This is a genomic window from Streptomyces sp. NPDC001153 (assembly GCF_053598315.1).
Window position 1 is genome coordinate 1 of sequence record NZ_JBSFJZ010000055.1, and the last position, 19,549, is coordinate 19,549.

General features: G+C 68.1%; 17 protein-coding genes and 1 pseudogene. 10 read left to right on the forward strand and 8 right to left on the reverse strand.

The annotated features are described in order from the left end of the window. The 8 genes from ACWDEN_RS41095 to ACWDEN_RS41130 all read left to right on the forward strand — a co-directional run. On the forward strand, window positions 1-870 hold an 870-nt coding region (locus ACWDEN_RS41095), incomplete at its 5' end, for a GMC oxidoreductase (protein ID WP_450863079.1). After that, window positions 867-1,979, forward strand: coding sequence for a ferritin-like domain-containing protein (locus ACWDEN_RS41100; RefSeq protein ID WP_351615742.1), 1,113 nt, complete (start codon window positions 867-869; stop codon window positions 1,977-1,979). The genes ACWDEN_RS41095 and ACWDEN_RS41100, both read left to right, overlap by 4 nt. Further along, window positions 1,976-2,518, forward strand: coding sequence for a hypothetical protein (locus ACWDEN_RS41105; protein WP_351615745.1), 543 nt, complete (start codon window positions 1,976-1,978; stop codon window positions 2,516-2,518). The genes ACWDEN_RS41100 and ACWDEN_RS41105 overlap by 4 nt, the downstream gene beginning before the upstream one ends. Next, window positions 2,515-3,429 carry a myo-inosose-2 dehydratase gene (gene iolE / locus ACWDEN_RS41110; protein ID WP_351615748.1) on the forward strand — a complete coding sequence of 305 codons (915 nt, stop codon included), beginning with the start codon at window positions 2,515-2,517 and terminating at the stop codon, window positions 3,427-3,429. Before ACWDEN_RS41105 ends, iolE begins: the two co-directional genes overlap by 4 nt. A gap of 19 nt (window positions 3,430-3,448) precedes the next feature. Continuing rightward, complete coding sequence (locus tag ACWDEN_RS41115) at window positions 3,449-4,483, forward strand: sugar phosphate isomerase/epimerase family protein (RefSeq protein ID WP_351615751.1); 1,035 nt, start codon at window positions 3,449-3,451, stop codon at window positions 4,481-4,483. A 5-nt stretch (window positions 4,484-4,488) separates the two neighbouring features. Next, a complete protein-coding gene (locus ACWDEN_RS41120) occupies window positions 4,489-5,304 on the forward strand; it encodes an MBL fold metallo-hydrolase (RefSeq protein ID WP_450863082.1) in 816 nt (271 codons plus the stop codon). A 19-nt stretch (window positions 5,305-5,323) separates the two neighbouring features. After that, entirely contained in the window at window positions 5,324-6,979 is a 1,656-nt protein-coding gene (locus ACWDEN_RS41125; RefSeq protein WP_351615757.1) for an alpha-keto acid decarboxylase family protein, read from the forward strand. A 19-nt stretch (window positions 6,980-6,998) separates the two neighbouring features. Further along, window positions 6,999-7,307, forward strand: coding sequence for an EthD family reductase (locus tag ACWDEN_RS41130; protein WP_351615760.1), 309 nt, complete (start codon window positions 6,999-7,001; stop codon window positions 7,305-7,307). 459 nt (window positions 7,308-7,766) lie between these two features. On the opposite strand, the gene ACWDEN_RS41135 is transcribed toward ACWDEN_RS41130, so the two are convergent. Then, a complete protein-coding gene (locus ACWDEN_RS41135; protein WP_351615763.1) occupies window positions 7,767-7,970 on the reverse strand; it encodes a hypothetical protein in 204 nt (67 codons plus the stop codon). Window positions 7,971-8,670: 700 nt separating this feature from the next. Between ACWDEN_RS41135 and ACWDEN_RS41140 the strand changes: the two genes are divergently transcribed. Then, window positions 8,671-9,540, forward strand: a complete 870-nt coding sequence (locus tag ACWDEN_RS41140) for an alpha/beta fold hydrolase (RefSeq protein ID WP_351615766.1) — start codon at window positions 8,671-8,673, stop codon at window positions 9,538-9,540. A 330-nt stretch (window positions 9,541-9,870) separates the two neighbouring features. On the opposite strand, the gene ACWDEN_RS41145 is transcribed toward ACWDEN_RS41140, so the two are convergent. Both ACWDEN_RS41145 and ACWDEN_RS41150 read right to left on the reverse strand, forming a co-directional pair. Next, window positions 9,871-10,989: a hypothetical protein gene (locus ACWDEN_RS41145; protein ID WP_351615769.1), complete on the reverse strand. Its 1,119-nt coding sequence runs from the start codon at window positions 10,987-10,989 to the stop codon at window positions 9,871-9,873. 137 nt (window positions 10,990-11,126) lie between these two features. Beyond that, a complete protein-coding gene (locus tag ACWDEN_RS41150; RefSeq protein ID WP_351615772.1) occupies window positions 11,127-12,203 on the reverse strand; it encodes a hypothetical protein in 1,077 nt (358 codons plus the stop codon). 562 nt (window positions 12,204-12,765) lie between these two features. Here ACWDEN_RS41150 and ACWDEN_RS41155 point away from each other — a divergent pair. Then, complete coding sequence (locus ACWDEN_RS41155; RefSeq protein WP_450863086.1) at window positions 12,766-12,975, forward strand: hypothetical protein; 210 nt, start codon at window positions 12,766-12,768, stop codon at window positions 12,973-12,975. A 529-nt stretch (window positions 12,976-13,504) separates the two neighbouring features. On the opposite strand, the gene ACWDEN_RS41160 is transcribed toward ACWDEN_RS41155, so the two are convergent. The 5 genes and pseudogenes from ACWDEN_RS41160 to ACWDEN_RS41180 all read right to left on the reverse strand — a co-directional run bounded on the left by ACWDEN_RS41160 (window position 13,505) and on the right by ACWDEN_RS41180 (window position 19,382). Further along, complete coding sequence (locus ACWDEN_RS41160; protein ID WP_351615774.1) at window positions 13,505-14,683, reverse strand: amidase domain-containing protein; 1,179 nt, start codon at window positions 14,681-14,683, stop codon at window positions 13,505-13,507. 309 nt (window positions 14,684-14,992) lie between these two features. Further along, window positions 14,993-15,375 (reverse strand): annotated as a pseudogene (locus ACWDEN_RS41165) (Hsp20/alpha crystallin family protein); the annotation flags it as partial. 55 nt (window positions 15,376-15,430) lie between these two features. Further along, window positions 15,431-17,260, reverse strand: a complete 1,830-nt coding sequence (locus ACWDEN_RS41170; protein ID WP_351615776.1) for a GMC family oxidoreductase — start codon at window positions 17,258-17,260, stop codon at window positions 15,431-15,433. Next, entirely contained in the window at window positions 17,257-18,699 is a 1,443-nt protein-coding gene (locus ACWDEN_RS41175; protein WP_351615779.1) for a hypothetical protein, read from the reverse strand. Before ACWDEN_RS41175 ends, ACWDEN_RS41170 begins: the two co-directional genes overlap by 4 nt. Then, complete coding sequence (locus ACWDEN_RS41180; RefSeq protein WP_351615781.1) at window positions 18,696-19,382, reverse strand: FadR/GntR family transcriptional regulator; 687 nt, start codon at window positions 19,380-19,382, stop codon at window positions 18,696-18,698. Before ACWDEN_RS41180 ends, ACWDEN_RS41175 begins: the two co-directional genes overlap by 4 nt. Window positions 19,383-19,549: the final 167 nt, after the last annotated feature.

Consider the following 19,549-nt stretch of genomic DNA (forward strand, 5'->3'; position numbering starts at 1 on the left):
GCGGTGGAGAACCCCCGGCTGATGCTGGCCTCGGGCCTGCGCGGCTCGAGCGGCCTGATGGGGCGGAACTTCATGGACCACGCCTACCTGCTGGCCTGGGGCCTGCTGCCGGAGGTGGCCGGCACCTTCCGGGGCACGAACTGCACGGGCGGTATCACCGACCTGCGCGGGGGCCGCTTCCGCAGCCACCAGGCGGCGTTCAGTGTCGACATCCACAACGACGGCTGGGGCTGGGCGCGGGGGGCGCCGATGACGGACCTGATCGACCTGGTGGACGCCGGTGGCCGCTACGGCGAGGCCCTGCGCCAGGGCCTGGTGGACCGGGTGTCCCGCCAGTTGCAGCTGGCGTTCATGGTCGAGGTCCCCGCCAACCCGAGCAACCGGATCACGGTCAGCCCGGACTTCACCGACGCGCTGGGGAACATGCGGCCCGTCCTCGCCTACGACATCCCCGACTACACGATGCGCGGGGTGGCCTACGCCCGCCAGCTGTCGAGGCGGATCTTCGCCCGGCTGGGCGCCGAGGACCATACCGTGTACGACCCGAACTTCTGGGGCTACACCGTCCACGCCGGCGAGGGGTACGAGATCCGCGGGGGCAACCATCTCGCCGGCACCCACACGATGGGCGCCGACCCGTCGACCTCGGTGGTCAACCCGGATCAGCGCTGCTGGGACTACGAGAACCTGTACCTGGTCGGAGGGGGAAGCATGCCCACCGTGGGCACGTCGAACGTGACCCTCACCATCGCCGCCCTGTGCCTGCGCAGCGCCCGGGCCATGCTGGCCCAGCTCGACTCCGACACCGCACCGATCAGCGTCACCTCGAACGCCGCCGCCCGGCGCTGGCCTCAGGAGGTGACCCAGTGACCGCGTCGACCATCGAAAAGCGTGACGACCTGATCAGCTATCTGAACGCGGCGCTGGCGCTCGAGCACGCGACCATCCCCCCGTACCTGACCGCGTACTACTCCATACGCTCCACCACCAACTCCGACGCCGCCCACATCATCCGGGTGGCCGCGGTGGAGGAGATGCTGCATCTGACCCTCGTCGCCAACGTCCTGAACGCCATCGGCGGGAAGCCCGACCTGACCCACCCCGGCTTCGTGCCGTCCTACCCCGCCTACCTGCCCGACGGGGAAAACGACTTCACCGTCGACCTGCGACCCTTCTCCCCCGAGGCGGTGGAGACGTTCTGCAAGATCGAACGGCCGGGCAAGGCCCCCAGCGCCGACGCACGGCTGGTGCGCACGACGGACAGCGGGAGGCCACTCCTGGCCTCCAGCCCGACGATCGAGGGGATGCACTTCTACAGCATCGGCGAGTTCTACGAGGAGATCATCGAAGGACTCGAGAAGGTGGCGGCCGACGACCCCGGGCTCTTCTGCGGGAGTCCGGCCCTGCAGGTGGGGCCCGAGTACTACTACTCCGGCGGCGGGGCGGTGATCGTCGTCTCCGATCTGGACTCGGCCCGCCAGGCGCTCCGATTCATCGCCGCTCAGGGCGAAGGCCTCGACTCAGGCATCTACGACGCGGACGGGGAGCTGGCCCACTACTACCGGTTCCGGCAACTGCACCTCGGCCGCTACTACCAGCTGGGCGACGAACCCGACGCACCATCGGGGCCGCCGCTGAGCATCTCCTGGGACGATGTGTACAAGGTGAAGGTCAGCGCCCGGCTGGCCGACTTCCCGCCCGGATCGGAACTCGCCCGTACCGCCCGGGACTTCAACGCCGACTACGGGGCCTTCCTCGCCCTGCTCACCAAGGCGTTCAACGGGCAGCCAGGCCTCTTGCAGGACGCCGTCTGCGCGATGTTCCGCCTGCGCGACGGGTTCAACCGGCTGGTCTGCAACCCCCTGCCGGGCAGCGACGGCCTGCACGCCGCACCCACCTTCGAGATCCCGACCACGGTCGGATCCGATCCCGAAGCCTCTCGGTCCGCCGGTGAGACAGCGCAGGAGGTGACACGGTGACCGCCCCGTCGTTGGAGCAGTTCGAGGAGTTCGGCGAGTTCCTCCGCCTGTCGGTCGACCTCACCGCCTTCGAGGAAACCGAACTGCTCGGCACCGGTCTGGCCCACCGGTACCTGGCCAAAGTGCGGGCCGCCTGCGGCGACGAGATCGTCACCGCCCTCCTGGACGCCCACCGGGCCGCCCGGGCCGACGCAGCCGGCGACGCCGGAAGCCACGACCGGTTCGTGCTCGACCGGGCCCTGCTCGACCGGGCCCTGCGCCACCGGATCTTCAGTGATGACCGCCTCGGCCCGGTGGCCCGCAATGTGATCAAACTCTGGTACGCCGGGATGTGGTACGCGCTGCCGCCCGAGTGGACCGACTGCTACGGGGCCCGTACCGCGGGCGAAACATCCACGGTCACCGCCGCCTCCTACCAGGAGGGGCTGCTGTGGCAGGCCATCGGGGCCAATCCTCCAGGTGCCAAGGGGCCCGGTTACGGCTCCTGGGCTCAGCCACCCCGCATCGCGGACCGCTACCTGAAAGAGGCGACGAAATGACAGGACTGGCTGACCGCCTCGGCCCGGACAAGGTGAAGCTCGGCGTCTGCTGCACCCTGTGGTGGAACGACGACTTCCCCACCATCGACGCCGACATCTCCTTCGGCCAGGCCGTGAGCGAGATGGCGCTCGCCGGCTTCCAGGGCTGCAGCATCGGACACAAGTACCCCTCGGACGCCGCCGCGCTCAAGGCCGCCCTCGATCTCCGCGGCCTGAGTGTGTCCGAGCCCTGGACGAGCACGTACTTCACGATCGACAAGATGCGGCAGAAGACGATCGCCGCCTTCGAGGAGACCCTGGCCCATATCAAGGCGCTGGGCGGGACCGAGCTGGTCGTGGCCGAGTTCGGAGCTTCCTCACACCTGCTCCCGGTCGATGTGTTCGCCAACCGCCCGGTCTTCACCGACGCCCAGTGGGACGCCCTCACGTCGGGCCTGCACGAGCTCGGCAAGATAGCCAACTCGGCCGGGATGAAGCTCAGTTACCACCACCACATGGGTACCGGTGTCATGACCCGGGCCGACGTCGACCGGCTGATGGCCTCGACCGATCCGGCCCTGGTCCACCTGCTGCTCGACACGGCCCACATCGCCTTCGCCGGCGACGATCCGCTGGACATGGCCCGGACCTACGCCGACCGCATCGGCCACGTCCATCTGAAGAGCATCCGGCCCGAGGTCGTGAGCAGGGTACGGGAAGAGGGCCTGTCGTTCCAGGAGGGCGTCGAGCTCGGCGTCTTCACCGTGCCCGGAGACGGCGCGATCGACTTCCGGCCCATCCTCGAAGTGCTGGCCGACGCCGATTACCGGGGATGGCTGGTCGTGGAAGCCGAGCAGGACCCGAACAAGGCCGTCCCGCTCGAGTACGCCAAAAAGGCCCGCGCCTATCTCGCCGACATCTTGGGCTGGTAGCGAAAGGAGGACACCGGGAATGAACGCGACGTTCAAACGGGACGTGTTCTTCAGCTTCTTCATGTTCACGGCCGACTTGAGGCCGCAGGACTCACGTTACACGCAGGTCCTGATCAATCACCTGAAGACCCTCACGGACATGGGCTACGACGGCTTCGACCTGCATATCGCCGCCCAGCCCGCGACCGTCGATCACAAGCTCGAGACCGACAGCTATGTCGCCCTCAAGAAGGCATTCGACCAGGCCGGGCTGAAGGACGTGAAGTTCACGACCAATGTCGGGACCACGCGGACCTTCGACCCGACATCACCTTACGAGGAGCAGCGCAGGCAGGCCCTGTCCTACCTCAAGTCACGCGTCGACATCACGCGGGTCCTGGGCGGCGACTCGATCATGTCAGGCCCGTTCCTCTACCCTTACGGCGTCTTTCCGTTCACCGAAGCCGATGAGCCGATATGGAGCGACGCCCTCCAGGACTGGATGGAGTCGCGCTATCACGCGGCACGTTCCGTCTTCGAGGATCTGGCGGAGTACGCCACCGCGCGAGAAGTAAAGCTCGCCATCGAGCCCGTCAAGAGCTGGGAGACGCCTCCACCCAACATGGTGTCGGAGGCACTGGACTTCCTCGTTGGCCTCGAGCACGCGCAGGCCGGCGTGACGATCGACACCGCGCAAGTCGTGATGGAAAGCCAGGGCCCGTCGATCTTCAAGGACAATGTCGCGAAAGCCGCGCGGCAGGGTCGGCTCCACTACGTCCACATATCTGCACCCGACCGAGGTGCGGTAAAAGACAGCTGGATCCCCTGGGACATCATCCGGACCGAGATCGAGCCGGTGTATCGCGGGCCGTACCTGATCGAGGTGTTCAACGCGATCCCACCGTTCGTCAACTCCATGCGCATGGCACGCCGGCGCTTCTGGCGGCCCGGCGAGGACGACCCGGTGCCCGACGTCGACAGCGCCTACGACGTCGCCAGGGCCGCATTGGAGGAACTGCGAGAGCAGATCATCACTCCTTCCGCCCGCGTACCTCGGAAAGGTCCCGAATGCTAGCCCAGGTGTCAGATCCCATCATCATGGTCGTGAAGCAGACAGGCGATGTCCGTATTCACACCCTCGTCTCATCCTTCGCGTACAGCAACATCGCGAACGCCACGCACATCATCGAGACCAGGAACCAGCTGGTTCTCGTCGACGCGCAGTTTCTCGTGCCTTATGCAAGGGCGTTCAGGGACTACGCGGACAGCCTGGGCAAGCCGATCGAGCGGCTGTACCTTTCCCACCGGCACCCCGACCACTGGTTCGGTTCGGGGACAGCGTTCAGCGACATCGCGATCCACTCGCTGCCTGAGACCATGAGCTTCATCCAGGAGCACGGAGAAGCCTCGAGAAGTGACCACTGGAAACTCGGCGACCTCGCTCCGGACCAGATCGTCGTGCCCAAGCAAGCCGTCAGCCCCGGCACCGAGACGATCGACGGGGTCAGGTACGTCTTCGACCGGGTGACAGACACCGAAATCGACTACCACCTGACCATCAGGCTTCCTGAGCTCGGAGTGTATTTCGCTCAGGACTTGATCTACAGCGGCACCCATCTGTACCTGACGAAGCATATGGACCACTGGATGCGAGTGCTCCAGGAAATGCTGCTGTCGGACTACGCGCTGTTCATGCCGGGCCACGGCCTGCCGGCCGACAAGAACGAAGTCGCGCGCAACATCGAGTACCTCGCTGCCGCCCGGCAGGCAATCGGCAATGGGCTGACGGACGACGCCTTCAAGGATTTCATGCTCCAGCGGTATCCCGAACGGAAGTGCCCGGGCATATTCGACATCTACATGCCCCGGCTGTTCGGCGGCGCGAGCGACTACTGACCACGGAGGCAATCAGACCATGAACGAGACCTGCACCGTAGGACAGTATCTGGTAGACCGGCTCCGCCAACTGGGCCTGGAGCATCTGTTCTCCATCGCGGGCGACTACTCGATAGACTGGCTGAACCGCTACGTCACGCCGAGCAGCATTGAGATCATCGAAGAAGTCAACGAGGTGAATGCCGGTTACGCGGCGGACGGATACGCGAGGCTGAAGGGTATCGGAGCGCTCTGTGTCACCTACTCCGCAGGTGCATTGTGCGCCGTGAACGCGGTCGCCGGTGCCTACGTCGAGAAGGTGCCGCTGGTGTTGATCAACGGCACGCCGAGCATCAAGAAGACCCTCACCTTCGAGCAGACCGGCTTCAGCGCACATCACTTCATCAGTGGACGCGAAACGGACCTTCAGTCGTTCGAGCACCTGACGGTCGCAGCCGTGCGACTCGACAATCCGGACCTCGCGCCGATGCTGATAGATTATGCACTGACCCAGTGCATAAGCGAACGACGCCCGATCTATATCGAACTGCTCCAGGACATGGTCGACTTGGAGTGCGAGCCGCCGCGCGGTGTGCTGAAGCCGGCCAGGATACTCTCGGACGAGACCAGCCTGGAACAGTCGGTCGCACAGATCTGCGCGAAGCTCGAGAGCGCTGAGAACCCTCTGATCTGGGTCGGTGTGGAGATCGACCGGCTCGGCCTTCAACAGAAGGCCATGAGGCTGATCCAGCAACTGAACGTCCCGTTCGTCACGGAGCTCCTCAGCAAGTCCGTCCTCTCCGAGGATGACGCGCTGTTCGTCGGCGTACTCGACGGCCAGGCATCATCGACGGCCGTCACAGATCTGGCCAGGACGTCTGACTTCATACTGGCCCTCGGCGTGTGGCTGACGGACATCAACTCGCTGGGCTGGAGCCCGGACTTCGACAAGACCGCGTTCGCGTCGATGGACGCAGTCAAGTTCGGAACCTATTTCGGCGGACAGGTCGCGCTGGAGCACCTGATAGACGGCATACTGGCAGAAAAAGTCGAGTCCAAGACGCGGAAGCTGCCGGAAAAGCCGGCTCGTAGCGCCCCGACCGTGGGCTCGTCCGACGTGATCACGTATCAGGGGTTCTACAACTTCATACAGCAGTACATCGACAGGAAAACCATCGTCAGCAGCGATGCCAGCATGAACTACTTCGGGAGCCTGCTGCTCGATGTGCCAAGGCCCGGTGGGTTCATTGTTCAGTCGTCCTATTCGTCGATCGGTTACAGCGCGCCGGCTGCGACGGGTATCTGCCTGGCGAAGGGGCCCGACCAAAGGGTCATGGTCTTCTCGGGCGACGGCGGCTTCCAAATGACCGCCCAATGCCTCTCGACGCAGACCCGCTTCAAGCTCAACCCGATCATCTTCGTCATCGACAATGGCGTCTACGCTGTGGAACAGTGGCTAGCCGATGCATCGGTTTTCCATGCCGACAAGCCGTTCTACAAGCCGTGTGTCCTGCACCGGTGGAACTACAGCATGCTGTCAGAGGTATTCGGTTGTCAGGGGTGGGAAGTCGGCACCTATGGAGAGCTGACGGATGCCGTGATGGGTGCTCTGAAGAACTCGAACAGCCCATCCATCATCCAGGTCCGGGTGCCTGACAAATCGATTCCCGAAAATGCGAAATGGAAGACCCAGTAGCGGACAAGGAGCGAGAGTAATGCCGACGAAGATCACTGCAATCTACGAGAACCCCAAATCCCCCGAGGAGTTCGAGGCCGGTCACCACGAGCAGATCGCGCTGGCGAAGAAGATCCCCGGAGTCAACAGGATCGAGAGCGCGAAGGTCTGGCCGAAGGAGGACGGCAGCGCGACGCCGGCTTATCGCGTACTCGACATGTACTTCACCGACTACGACGCGGCCAGCAGGGCCGTGACGACCGAAGAGGCATCGGCCTTTGTCGCCAAGGTTTTCGAGCTGGCGACTGGCGGTGTGCGGCTCCTCTTCACAGATGTCGAGGAGGTTTGATCTCGATTCCTCCGAGGCGTGGTGTCCTCGCAGCGAGCCGCTGACTACCCGATATGTCCCGCGCCGTGCCGTGGCGGGGCGGGTCGTCGCATGCCGCTGCGGGGGCATTGCGCTTTACGGGCCCGAGTTCGTCACCCGCTGCACCCGCGTCCTGCACACCCTCACGGGCCCGGGCCGAGGCGGGGGCCGACGGGAACCCGCCCTCGGACAACCACAGCATCGCCGGCTCCAAGCCGTCCTCGCCATCGACGAACCCCCTCATCCGCTCGGCAGCCGTCAGCGTCCCACTGACGTAGAAGGCGTGGTCGGGCGCGCTTGGCGACGGCGGCGCCATCCGCTGCACGTCCGAGGTCTTCACGTCCGACGGAGTCGGCAGCGTCACCGGGCCGACCCGCACCGAGCCCGGCGTCGACCCGGAGTGACCGCTTCTGCCCCCATCCGACGCGCTGCAGGAGCCTCCTAGCTTCCACGGCTCCCCGCAGGCGAGAGGAGCGGGCGGGAGACGACGACTTCCAGGACCGCGACCCCTGACGCGGCGGATCGGCTGCCGCGCACCACGTCCTGGAGGGCATCGCGCGCCTGCACGGGGTTGCGGAGCACGTCCGCGGTTCCGCTGTCGCCGTGGGCCTGCTGCCAGGGCGTGGCCGCTTCCGGATCCGCCAACTGGTCCTGGACCAGGCCCGCGCCATCCGGACGGTCAGCAGCCCGGCAGAACGGACAGGGCCCTGATCGCGCGCCAAGGCATTGCCGTTGCCCCGAGATGCAGCAGCACGAAGAGCTGCGCCTGGTACCGGCCGCGGTGCGCCGCAGCAGCGGCTCCAGCAGGGTGATGTTCAGGTCGTCCCGGACCGGGGCGTGGACGAGTACGCGACCATGAGTGCCGTACGGCAGTGATGCCGACCCCGCCACCGCGACCTGCTGCCCCCACGGCCTGACGTGCGCTGCGTCTGGCGCCATCTGCCGCTGGGCGACATTCACGCGCACGCACGTCTGGCGGCGAAAGCCGCGGAACCCGTGGAAGCCGCGGCGGCCAACCTCCTCCGACCGCATCAGGGTCTCAGGGACACCCACCTCCTTCTTCAACAGACAGCGCCACCGCGGCGCCCACGGCCTCGCCGCGCTCGCCCATGGAGGCGCAGTTCTGTGTCCTGCGCCTGGCTGTGCGGCGCTACCGGCCTGGGCTGGCTGTGCACTGGCTGATGACCATTCGCGGACGGAGGCTTGAAAGGGAGGCCGACGTTCCGTCGCCTGGGCGCGGTGGCACCCTGATCGCAATCTAACCACCAAATGCGTCTTGACGAGTTAGTTCGAGTGTGCTCGACTAGGGATCTAACCGGTGAACCTTGATTGAGAGGTTAGTAGCATGTCTTCCGCAGTCCACCACCGCACCGCCACCGTCAACGGCCTCGAGGTCTTCTACCGGGAGGCCGGCACCCCTCAGGCACCCGTAGTCGTGCTCCTGCACGGCTTCCCGACCAGCTCGCACATGTTCCGCCACCTGATCCCGGCGCTCGCCGACCGCTACCACGTGATCGCCCCCGACCACATCGGGTTCGGCCAGTCCGCGATGCCCGCCCTGCAGGACTTCCCGTACACCTTCGACGCCCTCACGGAGGTCACCTCCGGCCTGCTCCAGAAGTTGGGCATCGACCGGTTCGCGATGTACGTGCAGGACTACGGCGCCCCCATCGGCTGGCGACTCGCCCTCCAGGCACCCGACCGCATCACCGCGATCATCACCCAGAACGGCAACGCCTACGAAGAGGGCTTCGTCAAGCCCTTCTGGGACGGCGTATTCGCCTACGCCAAGGCCCCGGGACCGGACACCGAAGCCCCCATGCGGGGTTCCCTGACCCCCGAGATCACACGCTGGCAGTACGTGAACGGTGTCGCCGACCCCAGCCTGGTCAGCCCCGACAACTGGGTCCACGACCAGGCGCTGCTGGACCGCCCCGGCAACGACGAGATCCAGCTCAAGCTCTTCCGCGACTACCCCACCAACGTGGACCTCTACCCGCGCGTTCATCAGTACTTCCGCGACTCCCAGGTCCCGCTGCTGGCGGTATGGGGAGCAGGCGACGAGATCTTCGGCCCCGCGGGCGCGGAGGCGTTCCGCCAGGACCTGCCCGATGCCGAGATCCACCTTCTCGAGTCCGGGCACTTCGCCCTGGAGAGCCACCTCGAGACCATCACCGAGCACATTCGCGGCTTCCTCGCCCGCGTCCTCTCCTGACGCGCAGGGCGTACGGGCGGCTGCGGCGGCCGTGGACCCCGTACCCCCTCCCTGGCACGCTGACAGTGAGAACGTGATCCTGCCTCACGAACCGGGCCGCTGCCCGGTCGCCTACTCCCCCGCGAAGACGTCGACGAGCAGGCTCTGGTACCGAGTGGCAAAGTCGGCACGCCGGCGACCACAACACCGTACGCGCCGCCTGGGAATTCACCGCACTGCCCAGGCACGCCACCGAGCTCCAGGGCCGTATCGCCTTCAAACGGCGCGCGTTGGACGCCGGCCGACTGATCGACCACCCTGCGGACGTCGGCCGAGCGCGGTTCGCCGTGATCATTCTTCGTGTCCATGATCGAGGTTCAGGCAGAGCGCCCAGACGTCGGAGTATGTGTTCGGTGAGGGTGACCCTCCGACGTGGATGTCGGCTGTCCAGTATGCGGCCGTGCTGTTCCCGTCGCTGACCGGGCTGCCATCGGAGTCACTGGGGAAGCTTCCGATGAGGTGGGTTCCGCCCGACCCTGCCTTGGTGAAGTCGGTCGTCGTCACGTTGCCTCCGCTGGCGGCTGCGCCGCCACTGACCAGCACGTGATGCTCCCTTCCGTTGTCGCGTTCTCCGGCCCCGTCGGCGCAGCCGACTGTTGCCGTCTGACTCGTGCCTGCCGTGGTCGGGCCGCTCAGCTCACGGAAGTGGACTGTCGTCGTGATACCTCGGACGTTGACGTCGTCTCCACTGCAGATCGCGTAGGCGTATGTCGTGTTGTCGCTGTCGCGTCCGCCGCCGATTCCCCCGACGGCGGTCCAGGAGTCGGGGTTGGTCTCCCCGTCCGCAGCGGCTTCCTGGCCGAAGTCGTGTGCGGCGTCGCTGAAGGTGGGGAAGCTGGCGATCGGCTTGAGGCTGCCGACGCCGGCGGGGGTGGTTCGGGCGCCCCCACCGAGCAGGACCGTGCCCGTCGGGCAGGTTGCCACGACGGTTTTCGCCGTCTGCCCGACCGAGGGTCCGGCGATCTTGTTCATGACCACCTGGGTGTGCTTGATCCGGTTGCTGGAAAGGCACACCGCGTAGGGAGTGGTGGAGAAGTCGGGGCTGGAGTTGCTCCCGCTTCCGCCGAACGCGAGCCAGTGCTTGACGTCGCTGCCGACGACGCCGGTTGAGCCGGTGTATTCGGTGACACCGTCGGGACTGGGCGCGATGCCCATCACGTGGTTGCCGTTCCCTGCCCTGTCGCTGCCGGTGGTCTGGTCGATCCCGCCGCCGGAAATGAGACCTTGGCCGCAGTCCGCGTGGGACGAGACACCGGTGAAGGGAGTTGCCGGGCCCATGGTGGGTCCGGGGCTCATCACCGTGACGCTCGCGGTGTCGGCGTACGCGAACTCTGGAACCGCTACGGCGAGAACGGCGCCCGGGATGAGTATCTTCGCCAGGGCGGACTTCCGGGAAAGCCTCTTCTTCATCGAATTCTGCCTTTCTGGTGTCAACGCGGTGAACGTGGCGGGACAGCGTTCTGTGGGTGACCTCGGCGGGCCGGGTGCTCTGCGGGCGGGCTGCCGGGGTTGCGTGCCCGCCCGCAGGTCAGTGGTGTGCCGCTGACTCAGACGCCGTCGTTGGCGCACAGTGCCCAGACGTCGGAGTGGTTGGCCGTCGACGTCATCCCGCCGGTGTGAGTGAACGCCGTCCAGGACGCCGTCGTCGTGGTCCCGTCACTCACGGGGTTGCCGCTGGAGTCGCTGGGGAAGCTTCCGTTGAGGTGGTCGCCGGCCGAGCCCGGTCCGGTGAAGTCGGTGGTGGTCACGTTGCCCCCGCTGATGGCCGCGCCCCCGCTGACCAGGTTCCCGTCGCCAACTCCGCAGCTGACGGTTGTGTTCTGGCCTGTGCTCCCGGTGTTCGGGCCGTTCGCCTCGCTGTAGCGGACCTTCACGGTGACGCCGCTGATGTTGATACCGCTGCCACTGCAGATCGCGTAGGCGTACGTCTCGTTGCCGGCGTTGGTGCTGTTGTCCCACCCGACGGCGCTCCAGGAGTCGGGGTTGGTCTCTCCGTCCGCAGCGGCCTTCTTTCCGAAGTCGTGTGCGGAGTTGTTGAAGGTGGGGAAGCTGGCGATCGCCTTGAAGTTGCCGGTATTGCCCGGTGTGACCAGAGCACCGCCACCGAGCAGGACCGTGTTGGCCGGGCAGGTCGCCGTCACGAGACCCGTTGTCCCCGCGGTGGTGGGTGCGTTCACCTTGTTCATGACCACCTGGGTGTGGTTGACCCGGTTGCTGGTGAAGCAGACCGCGTAAGGGGTGGTGGAGAAGGAGGAGTTGACCTGCCCTCCGCTTCCGCCCTTCGCGATCCAGTACGCCGTGTCGGTGCCGACGACCCCGGTTGAGCCGGTGTATTCAGTGCCACCGTCCGAGCTGGGCTCGGTGCCCAGCACGTGGTTGCCGTTCACCCCCGCCCCGGTGCCGGTGGCCTGGTCGATCCCGCCGCCGGAGAGGAGACCGCTGGCGCAGTGGGCGCTGGTGGAGATCGAAGAGTCGATGGTTGCGGGTCCGGGAGTGGCGCCGGGCGTTCGCACCGTGACGCTCACAGTGTTGGCGTACGCGGCCCCTGGCGCCGCCAGGACCAGCAAGACCCCCACGACCAGCGTTTTTCCTGCAGCAAAGCGCCGCAGGGACATGTCTGTCATCGAGTTCTCCCTTTCGAGGTGTCCATGTGGTGCACACGAGTACGGCGGCGTGGTTCGATGCGCAGTCCTCGGCCCGTGGTGCCGTCGTGTCCGTCGACTGGAAGGCCGACTGGTGGAAAGCCGAACGGTGGTCGGCTGGGGGTGCCGGGAGTGGAAGGGGTGCACACGCCGACCGCCCCATTGCGCGGGCCCCATTGCGCGGAGAGCCTTACGCTCCGCAGCCCGGTGCCCACGACGTCGGCTCAGCCGGCTGGGCACACCAGCGCGGTCGCCGGTCACGTTCCGGCGATCCAGGGAGCCGGAAACGCGTGAGTGCCGCGACACGGGCTGCCACCGCCCGGGCGCCGCCGGTCCGTCGGGGGATCACCACGACGGCCGCCGCTGCCGGATGCGGCCATGTGCGCAGTTCCATGCCACATCCTCTGTGTTCGGGGCTTGAGGGCGGAGCCGATTGAAGCAGCGCCCCGAGGGCACGCACTACTGGTGCCGAACACGAAAAGACGACAGCCCTTGGCTGGGTAATTGGATGAGAGCACAGGGGATCGTGGGGGGTGCCTATCGAGTGCGGGAGTCCAGTCGCTACTCCCAGGACGGACAGCCGAGCTGGGTGTCGTCCGTCGACGGCTCGCGGGTGCGGGTGCTCACCACGCTGATGGACCGGGTCAACGCGGAGGAGGATGTGAAGTGGGGCTGTCTCGGTGGACTCCGCCATCGTGCGGACCCACCAAGACCCGACCATGCCCGCAAAGGAATGCCCGAGCCCGGCAGATGAGCCCGACCATCACGCCATCGGCCGGTCACCCCGTGAATCGACCACGAAGATCCACTTCGCTGCCACGGCCGCTGCAGGCCACTCGACTTCGTCCCCACGTGACTGGCGCCCCAGCCCAACAGTGCTCGCGGGCGTCAAGGCAGCAATGGCTACATGAGCGAGAACCGACACCACCGGACAACCCCTCCAGATCCAGGTCGCCGGGTGGTGGCCCGAACGTCCGTACCCCGCACGGCACTGCGCGTGGCATCGCCGGGGTGGTGGCAAGCGCGGTCACGGACAAACCCCGAAAACTCGCGGCTGGTCAAGGGGTCCTTTCCCGAGGGCGGGAGGGCGCGTGCGGGGTGGCGCTGCACCTGGACACGGGATGCGCACCGCCCGGAGGCGGGAAGTGCACGACATCGGCCGAGAGAGGTCATGTCCCCTGCGGTGGTGGACCGCAGGGAGCTCGCCGGCGTCGTGGTCGGCGCGGACGCAGTCCAGACGGACGCCGTCCTCGTCTGACGGGCTGTGCCCGTGTAGATGGCCCTCAGGTCTGCAGGGGGTAGAGCCACGCATTGCCGTTGGCGGGATCGGACAGGATCTCGGAGAGGGGGCGGTCGGCGTAGTCGTCGGTGTGCTGGGTCATCAGTGGTGATTCGTTCCAGCCGGTGCAGATCTGGGTGTGCTGGATGTCGTTGGGAGCGTGGGAGAAGTTGTACTGCAGGATGTCCGACGGAGCCAGCTCATAGGCGTTGTCGAGCACGGTGGTGCGCTTGGAGTTCTGGGTGGCGTAGATGAAGAAGTTCTCGGCGCCGGCCCAGGTGTATGAGGTGTTGTAGAAGAACCCGTAGCAGTACCAGCAGGAGTTGTCGTCGCGGGAATTGTCCGGCCAGGAGCCTTCGGTCAGCCAGCCGCCGTTGACGAGGCACTGCGATATCAAGTTGGTGCAGTCGTCGTCGTAGACCGGGTACGAGAGGAAGTTGCGGTCGTTCCACCACTGCTCGGCGTAGGAGATCATGGCGCCGTAGTCGTAGCCGCCGTCCGCAGGCTTGGCAGCGGGCTGTCGGCCGGATGGATCGGCCTTGGCCGGGCGCCGACCGGCCCGCGGAACCGCGTTCGGTACCACCCGGGGGCGCATCGGCTCCGGTATAGACTCGGGGAACTGAGTCAGCGGGCGCGAGTACGCATTGGTCGGCAGATAGCGACAACCCGCCAGCGCCCAGGCACCGTTGAGCTGGTGGAAGACCACCTGGTGCGCGCTGCGGTAGCGGGTGCTTGCCGGGGTGCCGGGCGCGATGCGGGCGAAGTACAGCGTGGTGTGTTCCACCGCTCGGGCAGTGACGGTGCCGCCGTGCACGGTGACATCGGTGAGCTCGGCGGTGGTGCGGGCGCGGGTGTACCCGCTGTGCAACGCGGCGGTCTGTTCGCGGACGCCGTCGAGGCGGTCGGCGTCACTGCGGTAGTCGCGGAGCAGATCAGAGGTGAGGGAGAGGGCTGCGGCCTGGCGCGGCGCCGGCCGGGCGGCGGTCACCCGGGCCGCCCGGTCAGCGAGGTACTGCTGTACCAGCAGGGTCAGTTGGCGGTGTTGCGCGGCGGGAAGGCCGCCGCTGCGGTCTCGGCTCTGCTCTGTCCGGTCGGTGGTCGGCGCGGGCGCGGCCCCGGTGAGGGCAGTGGCAGCGGCCGTGGTGGCGCCCAGTCCCGAGAGAAGCAGGGAGCGGCGGTGCATGACAAATCACTCCTCACTGATGGCGCATCAACTCGCCCACCAGGCTAGGGGCACACCACCCCGGAACTGCGGGATGGGCTTGCCAGGATCCTGCAACCCATGTGACGGCTCCGTGCCCGCTCGACGCCGCGGTCAGATCACACAGGGGCGTGGCGCACACCGGGCCGTGAGGATGCGTGCGGCTTCAAGTTCAGGTGGCGGTTGCCTTTCTGCCGCCGAGGTCGGGGGGCCGGTGCCCTGCGGGGTGTACGGGCTGGGCGCGTACCTCGCCGACCGGGTGGCGCCCAGCAGTGATCTTGGGGGGCTTGGGGGCTTGGGGCGCTCGGCGATCGGGATGCGCAAAGTGGGCACCCCGGGGTCGTGGTCAGCCTTGATGTGGTCGGTGTCCGGCGTGTCGGCCGGCGCGATCTGGCGGGAGAAGACGCCCAGCGGCCGCTCGGACAGTTCCATCTGCACGTCGTCGGACTTCGCCACGCGACGACGCTCGGCCTTGACGGTCAGCGTGTTCGCTCGACGTCGATGTCGATCGTCTCCGGCCCGACGCCCGGCAGGTCGAAGGCCACCACGTGCTCCTCGCCCCCGCAGCCGGCGTCCGTCGCCACCGCGGAGGGCCGCGACCAGGTGCCCGGGCCCATCAGCTGCCGAGCCGGCCGGTCGAGGCCACGGAAGGAATCGTCGGTGCGCATCAACATCGTGAGACGCCTCCAGCCCGACATATCGGTCGCCATGGATTGCGGCGACATGCCGTCAGGCACCGAGATACGCCTCCGCGATCGCCAGGGCCGCTGCCATGATGCTCAGCTGCGGATTCACCTGGGGGCAGCTGGGGAGTACCGAGGCATCCGTGATCAGTACACCGTGGACGCCGCGGAGCCGGCCCATCGGGTCGGCGGGAAAGCGCTGCGCACTGCCGCCGGCAGCCACCGTGCCCGTGGGATGGTAGGCGGAGAGATGGAGGTGCCGGGCCTGTGCGCCCGCGAGGACGGCGTCCAGTTCCGCGAGGTTGCGGACGCGGGGAGCGGCGGGGATGCCCGTGAGTACTTCCTCGGCGCCCGCGGCGAACAGCAGTTGGCCCATGGCGCCGACTGCCCGCAGCAGGCGACCGGCGTCGCGGCGGTCCAGGTCGTAGCGGATCAGCGTTCGGTCACGGCCGAGGACACGGCCGGAGGGGCGGTCGGCGATCATCGCGCCGAGAGTGGCGAGCCGGTCGGCGCGCTCCAGTTCGCAGCGCAGCTCTTCCCCCAGTCCGGGGAGGACGAAGGAGCCCATGCCGGGCGGGGTGGCGGTGGCCTCGACGAGGATGCCCGCGTCGTGGTGCTCCTCCACGCCGACGCTCTGCAGCACACCCTCCCAGGCGGTAACCGGTTCGGCGAAGCGTCCGGCGACGCTCGTGGCCGGGTGGACGCTGAGGTTGCGGCCGAGCCGTGGATGTCGGCCAAGGCCGGAGCGGCGCAGCAGCGGCGGGGACTGCAGCGCACCCGCCGCGACGACGACCAGGGGCGCGAGGATTTCGAGCCCGCCGTCGTCCCGGTGGACGCGCACCCCGGCCACGCGCGGGCCTCCGGGCCGGTCCGCGTCGACGAGGATGCGCTCCACCCGTGCTCCGGTGACGATGCGGGCCCCGGCGGCGCAGGCGTCGGGCAGCACGGAGAGCTGGACGCTCTGTTTGGCCCCGGTGGGGCAGCCCACCACGCACTGGCAGGAGCCTTGGCAGCCGGGTGCGTTGCGGCGCAGCGGCGTGGCCTGCCAGCGGAGCTGACGGGCGCCGGCGAGCGCGATGCGACCGTTGTTCCCAAGGACGTCGAGGGGCTGGGTGGCCACCCGCAGGGTGCGCTCGGCCTCGTCCAGGTGGCGGTCGAAGCCGTCGGCGAGCGTGAAACCGGTTCCCTGCCAGCCGGCGATGACGTGTCCTGGAGTGCGGTAGCAGGTACCGGAGTTGACGACCGTGGTGCCGCCGACGGCGCGGCCCACCGGAAGCAGCAGCGGGGGGTTGCCGACGGCGACGGTCGCCCCGCCGTCCCGGTACAGCTCGGTGAACCGGTCGAGGGGCGTGCGCCGGCCGAAGGAGGCGGTGGAGTGGTGTTCTCCCTCTTCGAGGACGACGACGTCGAGTCCCGCCCGGGCCAGGGTCCGCGCGGCCATCGCCCCGCCGGCGCCCGAGCCGACGACCACGGCGTCGGCGGTGGAGCGAGCGGGCCACGCGGACGCGGGTGTCAGATCCAGCGGCGGGTCCTGGCGTATGAGGCCGACTGGTGCGAGCCCGTGCTGCAGCATCCGCTCCGTTCCGGCGGCCAGGAGGACGGGCACCTTGAGCACGTCCAGCAGCGGGAGGAGGGCGGGATGTGCGGCGAGTGCGCTCAGTACGGACTCCCTTTCGGGCGTGGTCAGGGCGCCCAGGGTGCGTCCGGTGCGCACCACCGCATAGGCGTCGATGCCGCGCGCGGCTGTCCGTAGGCCGGCCCGGGCGGCGAGCGGCATGGTGGTGAGGACGCTCTGCAGCCGGGCGGGGACGCGCCGGGGCCAGTCATCGGTGCCGTCGTCGGCGATGAGGGCGGAGACCAGGCCGGTGAGACTCATCGGGTGCCGACCTCCGCGTGGGCCGTGCCGTCGAGCGTCCACTCGGCCTCCGTGCGCCAGCCGCCGAACCACCACCGTTCCAGCAGGACGTGGGCGTCGGCGCGTTCGCTGTTGCGGCAGGTAGCGTGCCGGCCGTCTGGGTCGGTGTAGTCCAGGGTGAGTGTGTGGTCCGCCGGCTGGGTGATCTCGACCCGAATCCGGCGCAGGCCGCTGCGTCCGGTGACCGTCCACGTGGGCAGGCCGATGTCGGCGCGGAAACGCCCTGCTCCGGCCCAGCCGACGGCCGGCCGCTCGGGGCGGCGGGGCCAGTCGCGGCCGTCCCGGCGGAGCCGGAGGAAGACCAGGGGTGGAAGTCGGCGCAGGCCCGGGCGCATCGACACGGCCGCGACGATCTCCAGGACGTCTCCGCCGCTGAGGTCGGCGTGCAGCCAGGCCCAGCGGCGGGCGTTGCCGTGACCGTGGATCCGAGCCGATGCGCCCGGGGCTGCGGTGAGCGTCAGCGTCGTACCGTCATGGGTGAAGGTGCCGTCGTAGAAGGCACGTGCGGCGGGGAGCATCTGCGCGGCCGGCAGCAGGGGCCGGCGCCAGGACCAGCGGGGGAAGGTGAACAGCGGCTCGTCCGCAGGCCGTTCGGCGAGCTCCCAGCGCAGGGCGCCGTCCTCGGCCGACCCGGTCAGGCGCCCGGGCCGGACCGCGACCCCGCCGGCGTCGAAGCCGGACTGCCCGGGAGTCCAGGGGGCGGGGCCGAACCGGGCGTGCCGCACGGGTTGGTCCTTGGGGAACACCGCGGCCCAGCCGTGTGCGTACGGCTCGGATCCGTCGGCCGGTGCGGTCAGTTCGTGGTGCAGCCACAGCCCGCTGCCGGTGTCCGGGTCGGTGACGGTGGTGTACCAGACCTCGGTACGGCCCGGCTCGCCGCGCCACCGGGGTGCGAGGAACAGGCCCGGATCCTCCCGTCGAGGGAAGCGGAAACCGGCGAGGAAGGGGAGGAGTTGCGTACCGAGGGGGAAGCGCAGGGTGCCGGTGCCGATCCGCGCGCCGTCGTCGTAGAGGGTGTACGGCAGGACAGTCATCGAGGCGACGGGCCTGCGCGGGGTGACGGACTTCCAGCCGTCGAGGGTGAGCGGGCGACCACCTGCGGTGAAGGTGATGCGGTAGCGGATACGGCGGCGCGCGAGCGGCGAGATCTCCAACTCGCCCTGGGCGTACGGGTCGTCGGCCCAGCCGGTGACGCGGATCCGGCCGGTGGCCCGGGCCGGGGTGGTACCGAGGAGCCGCAGGACACAGTCCGCTGAGACGCTCAGATCGAGCCGGACCCGGCGGGTGCGGCCCTCGTCGTCGAGCATCAGGGTGCCGAGCATCGTCTCGCTGAAGCGGGTGCCACGAGTGGACGAGCCGCCCGAGCCCGTGGCCATGTGTGCGGTCGTGTCCGCGCTCATGCGAGACCCTCCAGCATGATCCGCTCGGTCGCGGTCAGATACTGCTCGGCCGCCCGCCTGGCGCCCGCCCCGTCACCGGCCGCGACCGCGTCGACCAACGGCTCCAGGCGCCCGTGTGCCAGTCCGGGATCCTCGAAGGGTCGCCTGAGCGCGGCGCGCACCGGCAGGTAGGCGTTGAAGAGGGTATTGGTCAGCAGGACGTAGACGCGGTTGCCGGTGGCGCGGGCCAGGGCCCGGTGGACCTCGATGTCCGCGAGCTGTACGGCGTCGGCGTCCGCCGCCTCCTCCACAGCCGTCAGCAGCGTGCGCAGCTCGGCTCGCTGCCGGTCGGTCGCCCGGACCGCGGCGCGTTCGGCGATCAACGCTCCGATGTGACGCCGCACTTCGAAAACCTCTCCGATCCAGTCAGGGCTGTGCCGCACCAGCATGGGCAGCAAGTCGGCACCACCCAGGCGCAGATAGTCCCGCACGCGGGTGCCGACACCGTGCCGCGTCTCCAGCAGTCCGGCCTGCATCAGACGCCCGAACGCGTGCTTGAGGGTGGTGCGGGTGACGCCGTAGCCGTCGGCGAGTGTGCGCTCCGGCGGCAAGTAACTGCCGGCCGGATGGCGTCCCGTGAAAATGTCCTCGCGCAGCCGGCTTTCCAGGACATCGACGATGGTTTCGCGGGGCAGTGCCTCCACGCCGTCCTCCCAGTGACTCAGTGGATGAGCCACTCAACCAATACGTTGCCCCTGAGGTCAATGGACATGACATGATCCATCGCTGTTTCCGACACCTGACAGCCGTCGGGCAACGTCATCCGCGCGTCGGTAGGCCATGCGCAGTCGGCCAAAGACGAGTGACGTTC

Excerpts from the sequence above, each read along its gene's own strand:
- iolE (WP_351615748.1), top strand. The coding sequence starts at position 2,515 with ATGACAGGACTGGCTGACCGCCTCGGCCCGGACAAGGTGAAGCTCGGC.
- ACWDEN_RS41115 (WP_351615751.1), top strand. The coding sequence starts at position 3,449 with ATGAACGCGACGTTCAAACGGGACGTGTTCTTCAGCTTCTTCATGTTC.
- ACWDEN_RS41125 (WP_351615757.1), top strand. The coding sequence starts at position 5,324 with ATGAACGAGACCTGCACCGTAGGACAGTATCTGGTAGACCGGCTCCGC.
- ACWDEN_RS41130 (WP_351615760.1), top strand. The coding sequence starts at position 6,999 with ATGCCGACGAAGATCACTGCAATCTACGAGAACCCCAAATCCCCCGAG.
- ACWDEN_RS41140 (WP_351615766.1), top strand. The coding sequence starts at position 8,671 with ATGTCTTCCGCAGTCCACCACCGCACCGCCACCGTCAACGGCCTCGAG.
- ACWDEN_RS41145 (WP_351615769.1), bottom strand. The coding sequence starts at position 10,989 with ATGAAGAAGAGGCTTTCCCGGAAGTCCGCCCTGGCGAAGATACTCATC.
- ACWDEN_RS41150 (WP_351615772.1), bottom strand. The coding sequence starts at position 12,203 with ATGACAGACATGTCCCTGCGGCGCTTTGCTGCAGGAAAAACGCTGGTC.
- ACWDEN_RS41160 (WP_351615774.1), bottom strand. The coding sequence starts at position 14,683 with ATGCACCGCCGCTCCCTGCTTCTCTCGGGACTGGGCGCCACCACGGCC.
- ACWDEN_RS41170 (WP_351615776.1), bottom strand. The coding sequence starts at position 17,260 with ATGAGTCTCACCGGCCTGGTCTCCGCCCTCATCGCCGACGACGGCACC.
- ACWDEN_RS41175 (WP_351615779.1), bottom strand. The coding sequence starts at position 18,699 with ATGAGCGCGGACACGACCGCACACATGGCCACGGGCTCGGGCGGCTCG.